Genomic DNA, 17,081 nt, shown 5'->3' with positions numbered 1-17,081 from the left:
GGCGGTCTGAAAATCACCCGTCACGCCCCTCTCCGCACCCACCCCCTCCACCGCCCCCTCCCGCAGCGCGTCCCTCTCGCCTGGGGTGGGTGGGGGGGAGGGGGGTGGTGGGGTGGGTGGGGTGGTGCTGGGTGGGGTGGTGCGGGTCAGGTTTGGGTGGGGGTGGGGAGGGGGGTGGGGATGCCGGGGAAGGGGGTGTCGGGGGCGCCCCAGCGGTGGGCGCGGAGGGTGCAGTCGCGGAGGGCGGTGGCTGCGGTGGGGCGGTGGGGGGTGGGGAGGTCGGCGACCAGGTCGGCGTAGACGGTGGTGAGGCTGGTTTCCAGGTGGGCGGCGAGGTGGGTGGCGGTGGTGGGGTCGGTGACGGGGAAGGGGAGGCGGTAGCCGGCGGCGGCGGGGGTGGGGGTGGCGCCGAGGGTGGTGATGAGGCGTTGCCAGGCGTCGCGCTGGGACTGGTGGGCGGCGTAGGCGGTGCGGGCGTCGGTGCGTTGCTGGTCGTCGGGGAGGTGGGCGCCGACGACGCCGTAGCCGTAGACGGCGGCGTGTTCGGCGCTCAGGGCCTTCTGGAGGGCGGGGAGGGCTGTTCCGGGGGTGGGGGTGTTGCTCGGGGTGGGGGTGGGGGTGCTGCTCGGGGTGGGCTGGTCGGTGGGGGCGCCGAGGGCTGTGGCGTGCAGGGCGTTGGCGGCGGACACCGAGGCGAGGAGGCGGGCGAGGGGTGGGCGGGCGGTGGTGAGGTCGGCGAGGTGGGATTGGGCGGTTTGGTGTTCCAGGGTGGCGAGAGTGGGAGGGGTGGGAGGGGTGGGAGGGGTGGTGGTGCTGGGGGTGCTGGTGCTGGGGGGTATGGAGGTGGGCGGCAGGCCTTGGGCGAGGGCGGCGCGGTGTTGGGCGGTTTCGGCGCGCAGGGTCTGTAGCAGGGGGGTGCGGTCGCCGGGGGTGGTGAGGAGGGTGTCGTAGGCGGCCAGCAGGGTGTCGGTGGCGGCGACTGCGCGTAGGCGGACGGGGTGGTCGGGGTCCGGGCCGGAGTTGTCGGGGGTGGGGGGTGTGGCTCCCTCGGTGGTGCAGGCGGCGGTCAGGGTGATCAGTCCGAGGGCCAGGAAGGTCCGTCGGCTGGGCGGCTGCATCGGGGTCACTCCGGAGCGGGTACGGGAGGACGGCCTCCCCGCCTGCCCTCGTTGGGCTGAATCTTCGCAGAACCCCCATGATTGCGGGGGTTCGGTGCGATGGGCGGGGTGGTGTGAGCTTGCTCGCAGTGGGTGGCGTGCGACCGGTCGGGGGAGGTCCGGAATCGGTGGTTCGCGGCTTCACCGGCTAGGCTTTGGGCCGAGCTGCCGTGACCCGGTGTGCGCCCCGTGGGGCGCGGAGGGCACGGGGCGACCTCTGACAACAGCAGACGCGGCCGAGGAGTCCACCCGGATGAGCACCACCCACACCGACCGGCTGCGCGCGTTGCTGGAGCCGCTGGCCGCCCAGGCCGGACTGGACCTGGAGGACGTCAAGGTCACCAAGGCGGGCAGCCGCCGACAGGTGCAGATCGACGTCGACACCGACGGCGGCGTGGACATGGACGCCATCGCCGAGTTCAGCCGGGTGGTCGGCGAGGCCCTGGACGCCTCGGACGTCATGGGGGACGAGCCCTACCTGCTGGAGGTCGGTTCGCCGGGTGCGGAGCGCCCGCTCGAACTGCCGCGGCACTGGCAGCGCGCGGAGGGGCGGCTCGCCAAGATCCACCTGGTCGACGGCGGGGAGCTGGTCGCCCGGGTGCTGGAGGCGGACGAGGACGGCGCGCTGGTCGAGGTGCAGCCGGTGAAGGGGCGCGGCCGTCCCAAGGAGCGCCGTCTGGAGTACGTCGAGGTGGCGCGGGCCCGGGTCCAGGTCGAGTTCAACCGCAAGGACGACGAGCAGCTCCTGGACGAGGCCGCCGACTTCGACGAGGGGGACGACGGCGCCGAGTGATCCGGCTGCCGTACGACCATCATGAACGTGACGAAAGACGAGGAGGCGTAGCCGTGGACATCGACATGAGTGCCCTGCGCACGCTGGTCAACGAGAAGAACATCCCCTTCGACCTGCTGGTCGAGTCCATCGAGTCCGCCCTCCTCACCGCGTACCACCGCACCGAGGGCTCGCGCCGTCGCGCCCGGGTGCACCTGGACCGCAAGAGCGGCCACGTCACCGTGTGGGCCATGGAGGACCCGGCGGAGCTGGAGGAGGGTGTCGAGCCGAAGGAGTTCGACGACACCCCGAACGGCTTCGGCCGGATCGCGTCCAGCATCGGCATCCAGGTGATGATGCAGCGCCTGCGCGACGCCGCCGACGACCAGACCTTCGGCGAGTACGCGGGCAAGGAGGGCGACATCGTCACCGGTGTCGTCCAGCAGGGCAACGACCCGAAGAACGTGCTGGTCGACATCGGCAAGCTGGAGGCCATCCTGCCGCCGCAGGAGCAGGTCCCGGGCGAGGACTACCGGCACGGCACCCGGCTCAAGTGCTACGTCGTCGCGGTGCGCCGCGGTGTCCGCGGGCCGTCGGTGACGCTGTCGCGCACCCACCCCAGCCTGGTGAAGAAGCTGTTCGCGCTGGAGGTCCCGGAGATCGCGGACGGCAGCGTGGAGATCGCCGCGATCGCCCGTGAGGCCGGCCACCGCACCAAGATCGCGGTCTGGTCGCGCCGGGCCGGGCTGAACGCCAAGGGCGCCTGCATCGGTCCGATGGGCTCCCGGGTGCGCGCCGTGATGGGCGAGCTGCACGGCGAGAAGATCGACATCGTGGACTGGTCCGAGGACCCGCGTGAGATGGTCGCCGCCGCGCTGTCCCCCGCGCGGGTGACCAGCGTGGAGATCGTGGACGCCGCCCAGCGTTCCGCGCGGGTGATCGTGCCGGACTACCAGCTGTCCCTGGCGATCGGCAAGGAGGGGCAGAACGCCCGTCTGGCCGCCCGTCTCACGGGCTGGCGGATCGACATCCGGCCGGACACCGAGGGCCAGGCCGAGGAAGCCGAAGCCCGGTCGTGAGTGTTGTTCCTGTCGTCCCCGTCGGTCCTCCTGGATCTTCGGGGCGGCGCCATGTCCCTTCGGAGGGGTAGACTTGCCTTCGTCTGGCCGGACGCATGTCCGAGCACGCCCGGAACGCACCTGCGTGGGCTGCCGCAAGCGAGCGGCCAAGCACCAGCTGTTGCGTGTCACGGCGGTCGAGGGCGTCTGCGTCCCTGATCCCCGTGGCGCACTGCCGGGCCGGGGCGCTCACCTGCACCTCGACCCGGCCTGCCTCGACCTCGCGGTCCGCCGTCGGGCGTTCCCCCGGGCCTTCCGGCTCCAGGGATCGCTCGACACGGAGCGGCTCCGCGGGTTCATCGAGGAGCGGGCGGGCGGAGCCTCCTAGGCGGGCCGCCTCCCGTGACGGCCGTCGCTCACCGCGGCGGAGAACCACCGCAACAAGCACAGCGCTCGGGCAGCCGCGCGCCGTGCCACCAGTCAGGTACCTCGCGATGTGGAAGTAGGTCGAGATTGCGATGAGCACTCGATGAGTACGCGATGAGTACGCGATGGGTACGCCCATGAAGTAGCGACAGTCCGGCGGACGAGACCCCCGGACTCAAGACAGGAGTGAAGTGGCTAAGGTCCGGGTTTATGAACTCGCCAAGGAGCTTGGCTTGGAGAGCAAGGCCGTCATGGCCAAGCTCACCGAGCTCGGTGAGTTCGTCCGTTCGGCGTCCTCGACGATCGAGGCGCCGGTCGTGCGCAAGTTGACTGACGCGCTTGGTGTGGCCCCCACTGGTGGCGCTGCCAAGCCTGGCCCGCGGAAGCCCGCGGCGCCCCAGCCCGCGGCAGGCGCCGCGGGTGCACCCAAGCCGGGTGCCCCGGCCCCGGGTCCGCGGCCTGCCGCGACCCCGGGTCCCCGTCCGACCCCGGCCGCCGCGGCTCCCGCCGCCCCGGCCGCCCCCGCGGCTCCGGCCGCTCCCGCCGCCGCCCGTCCGGGTGCGCCGACCCCGGGCCCGCGCCCGGCGGCGCGCCCCGCGACCCCGGCGGCTCCGGCCGCTCCCGCGGCCGAGTTCTCCTCGCCGGCTCCGGCCGGTGCCGACGCCCCGCGTCCGGCCTCCCAGGCCCCGCGCCCGAGCGGCCAGGCCTCCGGCGGCGCCCGTCCGGGCCCGCGTCCGGCCGGCCCGCGTCCGGGCAACAACCCGTTCACCTCGGGCAGTGCGACCGGCATGGCCCGCCCCGGCGACCGCCGTCCGGGCGCGCCGGGTGCCCGTCCGGGTGCTCCGGGTGCGCAGGGCGGCGACCGTCCGCGTCCCGGTGGCGACCGTCCGCGTCCGGCCGGTGCGCCGGGTGCCGGTGGCGCTCCCCGTCCGGGTGGCGACCGTCCGCGTCCGGGTGGTGCTCCCGGTGCTGACCGTGGCGCCCCGCGTCCCGGTGGCGACCGTCCGCGTCCGGGTGGTGCGCCGGGTGCCGGTGCCCCGCGTCCCGGTGGTGCCCCCCGTCCCGACGGCATGCCGCGTCCGGCCGGTCCGCGCCCCGGCGCCCCGAGCCCGTCGGGCATGCCGCGTCCGAACCCCGGCATGATGCCGCAGCGTCCGGCCGGCCCGCGTCCGGGCCCGGGTGGCCGTGGTCCGGGTGGCCCCGGCGGCCGTCCGGCCGGTCCCGGTGGCGGCGGCGCCCGTCCGGGCTTCCAGGGTCGTCCGGCCGGTCCGGGCTCGCGTCCGGCCGGTGGCGGCGGCTTCGGCGGTCCGCGTCCGGGTGGCGGCGCCCCCGGTGGTGGCGGTGGCTTCGGCCCCCGTCCCGGCGGCTTCGGCGGTCGTCCCGGTGGCCCGGGTGCCCGTGGTGGCACGCAGGGTGCCTTCGGTCGTGGCCCGGGCGGTCGCCCGGCTCGCGGTCGCAAGTCGAAGCGGGCGAAGCGCCAGGAGTACGAGGCCATGCAGGCCCCGTCCGTCGGCGGTGTGATGCTGCCTCGCGGCAACGGCCAGACCGTTCGCCTGTCGAGCGGCGCCTCGCTGATGGACTTCGCGGAGAAGATCAACGCCAACCCGGCCGCGCTCGTCTCCGTCATGTTCAACCTCGGTGAGATGGTCACCGCGACCCAGTCGGTCTCCGACGCCACGCTGCAGCTGCTGGCGGACGAGATGGGCTTCCAGCTGGAGATCGTCAGCCGGGACGACGAGGACCGCGAGCTGCTGGAGTCGTTCGACATCGACTTCGGTGCCAACGAGGGCGACGAGGACCAGCTGGCCCCGCGCCCGCCGGTCGTCACCGTCATGGGTCACGTCGACCACGGTAAGACCCGACTGCTGGACGCGATCCGCAAGTCCAACGTGGTGGCCGGCGAGGCCGGTGGCATCACCCAGCACATCGGTGCCTACCAGGTGGCGACGATGGTGAACGGCGAAGAGCGCCCGATCACCTTCCTCGACACCCCGGGTCACGAGGCGTTCTCCGCCATGCGTGCCCGTGGTGCCAAGTCCACCGACATCGCGATCCTGGTGGTCGCGGCCAACGACGGTGTCATGCCGCAGACGGTCGAGGCGCTCAACCACGCCAAGGCCGCCGGTGTGCCGATCGTGGTCGCCGTCAACAAGATCGACGTCGAGGGCGCCGACCCGACCAAGGTCCGCGGCCAGCTGACCGAGTTCGGCCTGGTGGCCGAGGAGTACGGCGGCGACACCATGTTCGTCGACATCTCCGCGCGCCAGGGTCTGAACATCGACCAGCTGCTGGAGGCCGTGGTCCTGACCGCGGACGCCTCGCTCGACCTGCGGGCCAACCCGCACCAGGACGCGCAGGGTATTGCGATCGAAGCCCACCTGGACAAGGGCCGCGGCGCCATGGCGACCGTCCTGGTCCAGCGCGGTACCCTCCGCGTCGGTGACTCGATCGTCGTGGGCGACGCCTACGGCCGCGTCCGCGCCATGCTGGACGAGAACGGCAACAGCCTCGCCGAGGCCGGCCCGTCCCGCCCGGTGCTGCTGCTCGGTCTGACCTCGGTGCCCCGCGCCGGCGACAGCTTCATCGTCGTCGACGAGGACCGCACCGCCCGCCAGATCGCCGAGAAGCGCTCGGCCCGCGACCGCAACGCCGCCTTCGCGCAGCGTCGGGTCCGGGTGTCCCTGGAGGACCTGGACAAGGCCATCGCCGCCGGCTCCATCGAGCAGCTCAACCTCATCATCAAGGGTGACGTCTCCGGTTCGGTCGAGGCCCTCGAGGACGCCCTCGTCAAGCTGGACGTGGGCGAGGAGGTCGAGCTCCGGGTGCTGCACCGCGGCGTCGGTGCGATCACCGAGTCCGACGTCGACCTGGCGATGGGCTCGGACGCCATCATCATCGGCTTCAACGTGCGCGCCGAAGGCCGTGCGCGCGCCGCGGCCGACAAGGAAGGCGTGGACGTCCGGTACTACTCGGTCATCTACCAGGCGATCGAGGAGATCGAGAACGCCCTCAAGGGCATGCTCAAGCCGGAGTACGAGGAGGTGCGCCTCGGCGCCGCGGAGATCCGCGAGGTCTTCCGCTCCTCCAAGTTCGGCAACATCGCCGGTGTCCTGGTCCGCGACGGCATCATCCGCCGCAACGCCAAGGCCCGCCTGCTGCGCGACGGCAAGGTCGTGGCGGAGAGCCTCACCATCGAGGGTCTGCGCCGCTTCAAGGACGACGCGACCGAGGTCCGCGAGGGCTTCGAGGCCGGTGTCACCCTGGGGTCGTTCAACGACATCAAGGTCGAGGACATCATCGAGACCTACGAGATGCGCGAGAAGCCGCGCGCCTAGTCGGTGTCAACCGGGGCCGGTCGACGGGTGGTATTTCCGTCGACCGGCCCCGGTCTCGCTGTGTAGGGTCCTGGGGTGTCGGCCGGTTCCGCGCCGACACCCCGAGGCCTTCCAGGTCGGCGAGACCTGTCATACATGTTCGTGGGAACACTCACCTTCGACCTGCTGCTGGGCGACGTCCACTCGCTCAAGGAGAAGCGTTCGATCGTGCGGCCGATCGTGGCCGAACTGCAGCGCAAGTACAGCGTGTGCGCTGCCGAGACCGGGAACCAGGACCTGCACCGCCGGGCCGAGATCGGCCTCGCGGTGGTCGCCGGCGAAGCCGGGTACGTCACCGAGGTCCTGGACAGCTGTGAGCGGTTGGTCGCCGGCCGCCCCGAGGTGCAGCTCCTCTCCGCGAGGAGGCGCTACCACAACGACGACGACGAATGAGGACCGTGGAGCCGGCCGACGGAAGTCGCCGTTCTCACACGGATCAGGACCGAGAGCGCCCGCAAGGCCGGGCGCGGGCCGGTACTTTGGGGCGTGGGCCCAGACGGGTGCGCAGCTCTCCCGGGTACCGGGCCCATTGCACGAGGAGGCAACGTGACCGACACCGCTAGGGCGCGCAAGCTCGCCGACCGCATCCAGGTGGTCGTCGCCCAGACCCTGGAGCGGCGGATCAAGGACCCGCGACTGGGGTTCGTGACCATCACCGACACCCGGGTGACCGGCGACCTGCGCGAGGCCACCGTCTTCTACACCGTCTTCGGTGACGACACCGACCGCGAGGCCACCGCGGCCGCGCTGGAGAGCGCCAAGGGCGTGATCCGCTCCGAGGTCGGCAAGATCGGGGTGCGCTTCACCCCGACGCTGACCTTCGTCGCGGACGCGCTGCCGGACAACGCCCGGAACATCGACGACCTGCTCGACCGGGCCAAGGCCATCGACGCGGCGGTGCGCACCACCGCCGCGGGCGCGACCTACGCCGGTGACGCGGACCCGTACAAGGTCCCGGCGTCCGAGCGTGACGACGAGGACGAGTAGACATGGCGGGTGAGTCGGCGCAGGCCGCCTCGCGAGCCGGATCGACCACGGGGGCGTCCTCCACCAGCACGGTGGAGGGTGCCCTCGCGGCGCTCCCCGGCCCGCGCGCCGAGGAGAGCGGCTTCGAGCTGATCTGGCAGCAGGTGGTGGCCGAGATCGGACGGGCCCGCTCGATCGACCTGATCTGCCACATCTGCCCGGACGGCGACGCGCTGGGCTCCTCGCTGGCGGCGGCCCTGGCGCTGCGCGCGCTCGGCAAGCAGGTGCGGGTCTCCTTCGGCGACGACCCGCAGATCGTGCCCGAGTCGCTGGCCTTCCTGCCCGGCCAGGAGCTGATCGTGCCGGCCTCCGAGGTGCCGGACGTGCCCGAGCTGGTGCTCTGCTTCGACGTCGCCGCACAGAGCCGGCTGGGGCTGCTGCACGACAAGGCGTTCGCCGCACCCGTCCTGGTGGTGTTCGACCACCACGCCTCCAACCCGGGCTTCGGCACCCACCAGCTGATCGACCCGACCGCGCCGGCCACCGCCGTCCTGGTGGACGAACTGCTGCGCCGGCTCGGCGTCGAGCTCGACCAGGAGCTGGCCACCTGCCTGTACACCGGGGTCGCCACCGACACCGGCTCCTTCAAGTACCGGGCGACCACGCCCGCGACCCACGAACTCGCCGGGCGGCTGCTGGCCACCGGCATCCGGCACGACCTGATCTCCCGGCAGCTGTGGGACACCTCCTCCTTCGGCTACCTCAAGGTGCTCGCGGCCGCCCTGGACCGGGCCGTCTACGAGCCGGAGGCGGCCGACGGGCTGGGCCTGGTGTGGACCTGGGTGCCCTACCAGGACCTGGCGCTGTTCAGCGTCACCGTCGAGGAGATCGAGGGGCTGATCGACATCCTGCGCCGGCCGGCCGAGGCCGAGGTGGCCCTGGTGCTCAAGCAGGACCCGGACGGCACGCTGCGCGGCTCCTCCCGCTCCAAGGGCGCGGTGGACGTCGCCGCGGCCTGTGGTGAACTGGGCGGCGGCGGGCACGTCTTCGCGGCCGGCTTCTCCGCCCGGGAGGACGTCGCCGCGGTGGTCGAGCGGTTCCGGGGCGCGCTGCGGCCCCTCCACTGACCTTCCCGTAGAGCAACTTCCGCACGTTCCAGAGAAAGAACCCGATGAAGCGCAAAGGCACCGGCCCGGACGGCCTGGTGATCGTCGACAAGCCCGAGGGCATCACCTCCCACGGGGTCGTCGCCAAGCTGCGGTGGCTGGCCGGGACCAGGAAGGTCGGGCACGCCGGCACGCTGGACCCGATGGCCACCGGCGTGCTGGTGATCGGCGTCGAGCGGGCCACCCGGCTGCTCGGCCACCTGATGCTGACCGCCAAGACCTACGAGGCGACCGTCCGGCTCGGCCAGACCACCGTCACCGACGACCGCGAGGGCGAGGTCACCGCCTCGGTCCCGGCGGACGGCGTCACCCGGGAGGCGATCGACGCCGGGATCGCGGCGCTCACCGGCGAGATCATGCAGGTGCCGTCCAAGGTCAGCGCGATCAAGATCGACGGCAAGCGCTCGTACGCGCGGGTGCGCGAGGGCGAGGACTTCGAGCTCGCCGCCCGGCCCACCACCATCCACTCCTTCACCGTGCACGAGCAGCGCGCGGCGGTCGCCGAGGACGGCACCCCGGTGATCGACCTGGACGTGACCGTGGAGTGCTCCTCCGGCACCTACATCCGGGCGCTGGCCCGCGACCTGGGCGCCGGGCTGGGGGTCGGTGGGCACCTGACGGCGCTGCGCCGCACCAAGGTCGGGCCGTACGGGGTGGAGTCGGCGCGCACCCTGGAGCAGTTGGAGGAGTCGGTCACCGGCGAGTCCGCGAGCGGGCTGGAGGTGCTGCCGATCGGGGAGGCGGCGGCGGCCGCGTTCCCGCGCTGGGACCTGGACGAGGCCTCCGCGGAGAAGCTGTCGCACGGCTCCCGGCTGAAGGCGCCCGGGCTGGGCGTGGACGGGCCGATCGCGGTGTTCGGGCCGGACGGGCGCTTCCTCGCGCTGGTCGAGGAGAAGGGCGGCCAGGCGAAGCCGGTCGCGGTGTTCGTCGGCTGAGGCGGCCCTCCGTCGTACCGCAACCCCCGTCGGGAGCCCTCCCGGCGGGGGTTGCGCGTTCCCGTCCGGGGTTCCCCCGGGGGGGTCCTTCACCCCAACGGGGGGCGTCACCCGCACGGGGGAGCGCGCGAGGTGAACCGCCGTGGTGAACGGCGCGGGCGCGGTCGGGGCGCCCCCGCGGGGGGCAGGCTCCGGGCGGCGAGCGGGCGACGGGCCCGCTCGACGGGTGAGGGGGCTCCATGCCGGCGTGTGCGGAGGGCGATCCGGGGCGGTACCTGCTGCGGATCCGCGACCTCGACGGGCGGCTGCACGGCTTGGGGTTCGCCGCCGACCCGCAGGGCTGGGTGCTCACCGCGCACGAGGCCGTGGCGGGCCTGGACCGGCTGGTGCTGCACACCCCCGGCGGACAGACCAGGGTGCTCGGCACCGACGCGGTGCTGCCGCTGCCCGAGCACGGGCTCGCACTGCTGCGCACCGACGCGGTCGGCGGGCTCCCCGTCCCGCCGCTGCCGGTGGCCGCGCTGGGCGCCGGGCACGAGGTGCTGCTGCCCGCCCTGACCGGCGAGGACGGCCGGGCGGTGGTGCTGCGCTGCGGACTGCTGGGCGTCGGCGGCGCGGCGTACGGCGGGCACCTGCTGGCGGGGGTGCCGGTGCTGGACGTGCCCGCGGTGGCCGGGGTCGTGGTGCCGGCCGGCTCACCGGTGCTGGACGCCCGCAGCGGCGCGGTGGTGGCGCTGGCCGCGCCCGCCCTGCGCGGACCGCAGCACGGGGGAGCGCAGTACGGGGGAGCGCCGTATGGGGGAGCGCAGTACGGCGGCGCGCTGTGGGCGGTGCCCGCCGGGGGCGGCGCGGTGGTCGCGCCGGCGCTGGCCGAGCTGCTGGCGCGCAACGCGGCGACCGTGCCCGGGTACGGCCCCGCGCTGAACCTGGCCGGGGTGCTGCGGCTGACCGGTGCCCAGCTGGCCGCCGCCGGGGCCGGGCCGGGCCGGGTGGCCGGGCTGGCCGCCGACCGGGTGGACCGGCCGGACGGCCTGGCCGGGGACGAGCCGGCGGCGACCGTCACCGCCCTGGTCGGCGCCCCCGGCAGCGGCCGCTCCACCGAACTCGCCGCACTGGCCGCCCGCCGCAGCGACGGCGCCCGGCCGCTGCCCACCCTCTGGCTGCGCGGCGCCGACCTGCGCGCCGAGGACCGCTCGCTCGCCGAGGCGGTGGAACGGGCGCTGGCCGCCGCCGCGGCCGAGCTCGACACCCCGGCGCCCGCGCCCGAGCCGGTGGCGGCGCTGTGCGCGGCGGCCGGGCGCCCGCTGCTGGTCGTCCTGGACGGCCCCGAGGAGGCCCCGGCCGAACTGGACCCGCGCTGGCTGCGCGGCGCCGGGCAGTGGCTCACCGGCTGCGGGGCACGGCTGCTCACCGCCTGCGGCGAGGAGCTCTGGGAACGGCTGGCGGCCGAGCCCTGGGGCAGCGGCGCCGGTGGCGTGCCCCGCCCGGCCGAACCGGGCCCGGACGGCGACCTGGCCAGCGCCCCCACCGTCCGGATGGACGGCGGCGGCCCCGGCACCCCGACCCTGGCCGGGCACCGGCTGGGCCCGCTGCCCGCCGAGGCGGCCGAGCGGGTGCGCCGCCGCTACGGGCTGCCGCCCGGCCGCCCGGCCGCCGCCGAGGACGCCCGGCACCCGCTGGCCGTCCGGCTGGCCGGCGAGCTGTGGGCGCACGGCCTGCACGACGGGCCGGCGCTGCGCAGCGAACTGTTCGGCGCCCACCTGGACCTGCTCTGCCTGCGGGTGGCCCAGCGACTGGCCGAGGACGTCCGGCCGCGCCGCCCGGGCGCCCACCGCCGGGGCGCCGCCCGGCCCGCCGGAGCGCGCCGGGGCCGGGTGCGCCGGCTCGCGGCGGCGGTGGCCGGGCGGGTGCACGAGGCGGCCCGGCGGATGCTCGGCGAGGAGCCGGGCTCGCTCGGCCGGGAGGCCTTCCAGGAGCTGTTCCCGGTCGACGGCGGCTGGGCCACGGCGGTGCTCGCCGAGGGGCTGTTCGTCCCCGCCGGGCCCGGTTTCCGCTTCGCCCACGGGGAGTTCGCCGACTGGCTGCAGGGCCGACACCTGGACCTGGACGCGGCGCTGCGGATGCTGCTCGGCGAGGCCGAGGACACCCCGCCCGGACCGCAGGGCCCCGCACCGGCCGTCCCCCGGCACCGGATCGGCCCGGTCGCCGCCGCGCTGCGCCGGGTCGCCGAGACCTGGGGCGCGACCGCCCTGGACCCGTGGCTGCACCGGATCTGGCGTGCGCTGGACCTGCGCCCGCCCGGCAGCGAACCCGCCTGGTGGGCGGCCCGGTTGCTCACCGCCGGACTCGCCGCCAGCCCCGACCCGACCGAACACCTGGCGCTGCTCGACCAGTTGGCCCGCCGGACGGCCGAACGGGCGGCCACCGCGGGCGGTTGGGAGGCGCTCGACGGGCTGAACCGCTTCGACCCCGCGTTCTGGACCGGTCTCGGCCTGCCCGTCGAGGCCGAACTCGCCCTGCTGCGCCGCCTGGTGGCCGCCGACGGCCCGGGGCAGCAGTTCCTCGCGGCGGCGGCCGAGCGGCTGCGCGCCGACCCGGTCGCGGTGTTCCCGCTGCTCTGCACCTGGTTCGACGACCCGGCCGGCCTGCCGGGCCGCCCGGGCCGCACGGTGGCGGACCTCGCCCACGAGCTGCTGTACGCCCACCGCCGCGCCGCCCTGGACGAGTTGGCCGACGCGCTGGCCGACGCCGCGCACCCGCGGGCGGACGCGCTGCTCACCGCGCTCGCCGCCGAGGAGCCGTCCGCGCTCTGTCGCGCGGTGGACCGCTGGAGCCACGACCGCCGGCCCGAACGGCACGTCGCGGCCGCCGTGCACGCGCTGCGGACCGCCCCGTACGCGAGCGGTGCCGGGGCCGAACTGCTGCGCTTCACCGCGCTGACCCTGCTCGCCCGGGAGGACGAACCGGCCCTGCACGGCGCCGCGCTGGCCCTGCTGGTCGCCGACCCGGTGACCAGGGCCGGGCACCTGGACGCCGCGCTCGCCCGCCACCGTGCGGGCGGCGACGCCTTCCTGACCCCGCGGGCCCTCGCCCCGGCCCTGGAGAGCGACCCGGAGCCCGTGCTGGCCGCACTCGCCGACGCCCTGGCGGCGCCCGGCGCGGCCCCCGCCGAGACCCTGCGGGTGCTGGCCGACGCCCGCGCCCCGGTGGCCGCCCGGCGCAGCGCCGACCTGGCCGCCCGGCTGCTGCGCCGCCACCCGGCGCTGGCCGGGCCGGTCGCCGTCGACTACCTCGGCCGTCGGCTGGGGCGGGCCGCGATCGACGGGCCGGCCGCCCGGTTGGAGCTGCGGGTGCTGCTCGGCGGTGTGCTGGCCGCCCCCGAGGCGGCGGTCCGTACGCCCTTCGCCGAGGCGCTGTCCGTCCCGGTGGCGGACCCGGCGGCGGACGCGCTGCGCTGCGAGCTGCTGGACACCCTGCTCGCCACCGAGGCCGACCGGGCGGTGCTCACCGCGGCCGTGGAGCGCCTCGCCGAGCACTGCGCGGCCGAGAACCCGGCCCGGGCGCGCGCCGTGCTGGCCCGGGCGGTGCCGGGGCTGGCGGGCGCGGACGAGCTGCTGGTGCGCTGTGCGGGGCGTTCGGCGGCCTTCGCCCGGCTGCTCGCCCGGTGGCCGGTCGACGCCGCCCCGACCGCCCCGGACGGGCCCCGGCTGGCCCGGATGCGGGCCCTGGTCGCGGCCGGCCGGGACGCCCAGTACGCCGCCGCCGAGGCGGAGCGGACGGCGGCCGTGCGGGCCGTCCGCGCGCCGGTGCGCCCAACCCCCATTCCGGTGCCTGAGCCGGGGCAGGCGCATGGCACGCTATAGGGGTTCGGTTGTGAGCGTTTGAGCGTGCCGAGGGCACGCACCGTACGGAACAAGGAGCAGTCGGGTGCAGCGCTGGCGTGGCCTGGAGGAGATCCCCGGTGACTGGGGACGCAGCGTCGTCACCATCGGCTCGTTCGACGGGGTGCACCGCGGGCATCAGCTGATCATCGGGCGGGCCGTCGAGCGGGCCCGTGAACTCGGCCTCCCCTCGGTCGTGGTGACCTTCGACCCGCACCCGCGCGAGGTGATCCGCCCGGGCAGCCACCCGCCGCTGCTCGCGCCGCACCCGCGCCGGGCCGAGCTGATCGCCGAACTCGGCGTGGACGCGGTGCTGGTGCTGCCGTTCACCACCGAGTTCTCCCAGGAGTCCCCGGAGACCTTCGTCCGGCAGGTGCTGGTGGACGCGCTGCACGCCCGGGTGGTGATCGAGGGCCCCAACTTCCGCTTCGGGCACCGGGCCGCGGGGGACGTCGCGCTGCTCGCCGAGCTGGGCGGGGCGGACGACTTCGAGGTGGAGGTGGTGGACCTCCAGGTGTCCGGCACCGCCGGGGACGGCGAGCCGTTCTCCTCCAGCCTGACCCGCCGCCTGGTCGAGACCGGGGACATGGCCGGTGCCAACGAGGTGCTCGGCCGCCCGCACCGGGTCGAGGGCGTGGTGGTGCGCGGCGCGCAGCGCGGCCGTGAGCTCGGCTACCCGACCGCCAACGTGGAGACCGTGCCGCACAGCGCCGTCCCGGCCGACGGCGTGTACGCGGGCTGGCTGACCGCCGAGGGCGAGCGGATGCCGGCGGCGATCTCGGTCGGCACCAACCCGACCTTCGACGGCACCGCCCGTACCGTCGAGGCGTACGCCATCGACCGGGTCGGGCTGGACCTGTACGGGCTGCACGTGGCCGTGGACTTCCTGGCCTACCTGCGCGGGATGGAGAAGTTCGACTCCATCGAGGCGCTGCTGGACCGGATGGCCGACGACGTCAAGCGCGCCCGGGAGCTGACCGAGGCCTGAGCCCGGTCCGGCCGCCGCTGCCGGGGAATGCCGAAGGGGCCCGCCGACTCGAAGTCGGCGGGCCCCTTCCGTTCGTCACTGCGGGGGCGCCTGCGGCGGGTAGCCGTAGCCGGGGCCCGGCTGCGGGGCTCCGGGCTGCTGCGGCCACGGGGCTCCGGGGGCGGGCTGCTGGGGGTAGCCGTACCCGGGCGGGGGCGGCGGGGCCTGGCCGGGCTGCGGAGCCCACGGCGCCCCCGGGGCGGGCGGGGCGGGGTAGCCCTGCTGCTGGGGATCGGCGTACGGCTGCGGCGGGCCCGGCTGCTGGTGGCCCGCCTGCGCCTGCTGCTGCCAGCCGGCCTGCTGGGCGGCGGCGTGCTGGGCCCGGGCGATGTCCTCGCCGACCAGGGTGGCCAGCTCGAAGTACGCCTCGCGGACCTTGGGCCGCATCATGTCGAGGTTGACCTCGGCACCGGCCGCCAGGCTCTCGTCGAAGGGCACCACGATGACGCCGCGGCAGCGGGTCTGGAAGTGCGCGACGATGTCCTCGACCTTGATCATCTTGCTGGTCTCGCGCACCCCGGAGACCACCGTGATGCTGCGCTGCACCAGGTCCGCGTAGCCGTGCGCGGAGAGCCAGTCCAGCGTGGTGGAGGCGCTGGAGGCGCCGTCCACGCTCGGGGTGGAGACGATGATCAGCTGGTCGGCGAGGTCCAGCACCCCGCGCATCGCGCTGTACAGCAGGCCGGTGCCGGAGTCGGTCAGGATGATCGGGTACTGGCGGCCCAGCACCTCGATGACCTGGCGGTAGTCCGAGTCGTTGAAGGTCGTCGACACGGCCGGGTCGACGTCGTTCGCCAGGATCTCCAGGCCCGAGTTGAGGTCCTGCGAGGTGAACTGACGGATGTCCATGTAGCTGCGCAGGTGCGGGATGGCCGTCACCAGGTCGCGGATGGTCGCGCCGGTCTGGCGCTTGACCCGGCGGCCCAGGGTGCCGGCGTCCGGGTTGGCGTCGATCGCGATCACCTTGTCCTGGCGCTCGCTGGCCAGGGTGGCGCCGAGCGCGGTGGTGGTCGTGGTCTTGCCGACACCGCCCTTGAGGCTGATCACGGCGATCCGGTAGCAGCTCAGCACCGGGGTGCGGATGATCTCCAGCTTGCGGGCCTTCTCGGCCGCCGCGGCCTTGCCGCCGAACTGGAACCGCGGCTGCTGGCGCTGCTGCTTGGGCTGGCTGCGCAGCAGCCGGTCCGAGGACAGCTCGACGGCGGCGGTGTAGCCCAGCGGCGCCCCGTGGGCGGTCTGCTGCGGGGCGGCGGCCTGCTGGAACGCGGCGGGCGGCGGCGTGGCGGCGCCGCCCTGCGGCGGCCAGGGCTGGGCGGGGGCGGGCTGCTGCGGCTGGCCGGGCTGGCCGGGGTAGGGCTGCCCGGGGTGGGGCTGGCCGGGGTAGGGCTGGGCGGCGGCCGGCTGCTGGTAGGCGCCGGGCTGCGGCCAGCCGCCCTGGCGCGGGTCCACCGGAGCGGGCGGCGCGGGCTGCGGCTGGACCGGCTGCGGCTGCGCGTGCTGCTCGGGCTGCCCGGGGTAGGGCTGGCCGGGCTGGGGCTGGCCGGGCTGGGGCTGGGCGGCGGCCGACTGCTGGGCGGCCCAGGCGGCCTGCGGGTCCCAGCTCACCTGCGGGTCAGCCGCCGGAGCGGTCGGGCCCTGGGGCGGTCCGGGCTGGGCCGGCGGCTGCTGCGCGAACTGCTGCGGCGGCACCGGCGGGCCGGGCTGGGCGGGCTGCGCGGACGGTCCGGGCTGCGCGGGCGGTACGGCCTGCGGCACCGGCGCGGCTGCCGGGTACGGCTGCGGCCCGCTCGACTGGGCCGGCGCCTCCGCAGCCGGCGGCCAGGGCTGGGCGGCGACCGGTGCCTGCGGCTGCTCCGGCGTCACGGCCGGGGCCGCCACCGGGAAGGGGACGTGCTGCGCCTCGGCCTGCACGGGCGCGACCGGCGGCACCGGGGCGGGGAGGGGCGCCTGCTCGGCCGCCGGGGCGGGCGCGGGCGCCGGGGGCGCGGCCGGGTCCGGTGCGGGAGCCGCGACCGGCTGGGGAGCAGGGGTGGGCTGGGGTGCCTCCGGCGTCTGTCCGGCCGTCGGCACCGGGGCCGGTGCGGGAGCGGCCGACTCCGGCGCCGCAGCCGCGGCCGTCGGAGCCCCGCCCGCCGGAGCCCCGGCCGCCGCGCCGTCAGCCCCCGGGCCCGGTGCGGCGGGCGCCGCCGCCGGGCCCGACTGCACGTACCAGGACGGGGGAGTGTAATCGGGCGCGTCGGACCAGTCGTCGTCGTCCTCCGCCGCGTTGTCGCCGACGTAGACGCCGTCCCGATCGCTGCTCACTAGGGCTCCCTCGTG

General features: G+C 75.5%; 12 protein-coding genes. 10 read left to right on the top strand and 2 right to left on the bottom strand.

Features of this window, described 5'->3' with window-relative positions; translation table 11 throughout:
* Positions 1-146: 146 nt before the first annotated feature.
* The gene (locus AB0F71_RS35905) at positions 147-1,118 is read right to left on the bottom strand and encodes a ferritin-like domain-containing protein (RefSeq protein WP_360244074.1); all 972 of its coding nucleotides are present in this window, start codon (positions 1,116-1,118) and stop codon (positions 147-149) included.
* 292 nt (positions 1,119-1,410) lie between these two features.
* Here AB0F71_RS35905 and rimP point away from each other — a divergent pair, with 292 nt between their 5' ends.
* The 10 genes from rimP (at position 1,411) to AB0F71_RS35855 (ending at position 14,723) form a co-directional block, all read left to right on the top strand.
* Positions 1,411-1,950 (top strand): ribosome maturation factor RimP, encoded by a 540-nt coding sequence (gene rimP / locus AB0F71_RS35900; RefSeq protein ID WP_360244071.1) that lies wholly within the window; start codon positions 1,411-1,413, stop codon positions 1,948-1,950.
* Positions 1,951-2,003: 53 nt separating this feature from the next.
* A complete protein-coding gene (gene nusA, locus AB0F71_RS35895) occupies positions 2,004-3,008 on the top strand; it encodes a transcription termination factor NusA (RefSeq protein ID WP_360244068.1) in 1,005 nt (334 codons plus the stop codon).
* A gap of 124 nt (positions 3,009-3,132) precedes the next feature.
* Entirely contained in the window at positions 3,133-3,375 is a 243-nt protein-coding gene (locus tag AB0F71_RS35890; protein ID WP_360244065.1) for a YlxR family protein, read from the top strand.
* A gap of 229 nt (positions 3,376-3,604) precedes the next feature.
* The gene (infB, locus tag AB0F71_RS35885; protein ID WP_360244062.1) at positions 3,605-6,748 is read left to right on the top strand and encodes a translation initiation factor IF-2; all 3,144 of its coding nucleotides are present in this window, start codon (positions 3,605-3,607) and stop codon (positions 6,746-6,748) included.
* A gap of 135 nt (positions 6,749-6,883) precedes the next feature.
* Entirely contained in the window at positions 6,884-7,180 is a 297-nt protein-coding gene (locus AB0F71_RS35880) for a DUF503 domain-containing protein (RefSeq protein ID WP_030311386.1), read from the top strand.
* 153 nt (positions 7,181-7,333) lie between these two features.
* Positions 7,334-7,774 (top strand): 30S ribosome-binding factor RbfA, encoded by a 441-nt coding sequence (rbfA, locus tag AB0F71_RS35875; RefSeq protein ID WP_360244059.1) that lies wholly within the window; start codon positions 7,334-7,336, stop codon positions 7,772-7,774.
* Positions 7,775-7,776: 2 nt separating this feature from the next.
* Complete coding sequence (locus tag AB0F71_RS35870) at positions 7,777-8,880, top strand: DHH family phosphoesterase (protein ID WP_360244056.1); 1,104 nt, start codon at positions 7,777-7,779, stop codon at positions 8,878-8,880.
* Between the two features lie 44 nt (positions 8,881-8,924).
* Positions 8,925-9,854 carry a tRNA pseudouridine(55) synthase TruB gene (gene truB / locus AB0F71_RS35865; RefSeq protein ID WP_360244053.1) on the top strand — a complete coding sequence of 310 codons (930 nt, stop codon included), beginning with the start codon at positions 8,925-8,927 and terminating at the stop codon, positions 9,852-9,854.
* 239 nt (positions 9,855-10,093) lie between these two features.
* Positions 10,094-13,717: a serine protease gene (locus AB0F71_RS35860; protein WP_360244050.1), complete on the top strand. Its 3,624-nt coding sequence runs from the start codon at positions 10,094-10,096 to the stop codon at positions 13,715-13,717.
* A 64-nt stretch (positions 13,718-13,781) separates the two neighbouring features.
* The gene (locus AB0F71_RS35855) at positions 13,782-14,723 is read left to right on the top strand and encodes a bifunctional riboflavin kinase/FAD synthetase (RefSeq protein ID WP_360244047.1); all 942 of its coding nucleotides are present in this window, start codon (positions 13,782-13,784) and stop codon (positions 14,721-14,723) included.
* 75 nt (positions 14,724-14,798) lie between these two features.
* Here AB0F71_RS35855 and AB0F71_RS35850 read toward each other — a convergent pair whose 3' ends face one another.
* Positions 14,799-17,066: a MinD/ParA family protein gene (locus AB0F71_RS35850; RefSeq protein WP_360244044.1), complete on the bottom strand. Its 2,268-nt coding sequence runs from the start codon at positions 17,064-17,066 to the stop codon at positions 14,799-14,801.
* Positions 17,067-17,081 lie beyond the last annotated feature (15 nt).

The sequence above is a fragment of the Kitasatospora sp. NPDC028055 genome, from assembly GCF_040637885.1.
GTDB lineage: Bacteria > Actinomycetota > Actinomycetes > Streptomycetales > Streptomycetaceae > Kitasatospora.
Note: the sequence above shows the minus strand (reverse complement) of the source record. Positions and strands in the feature narration are given on the sequence as shown.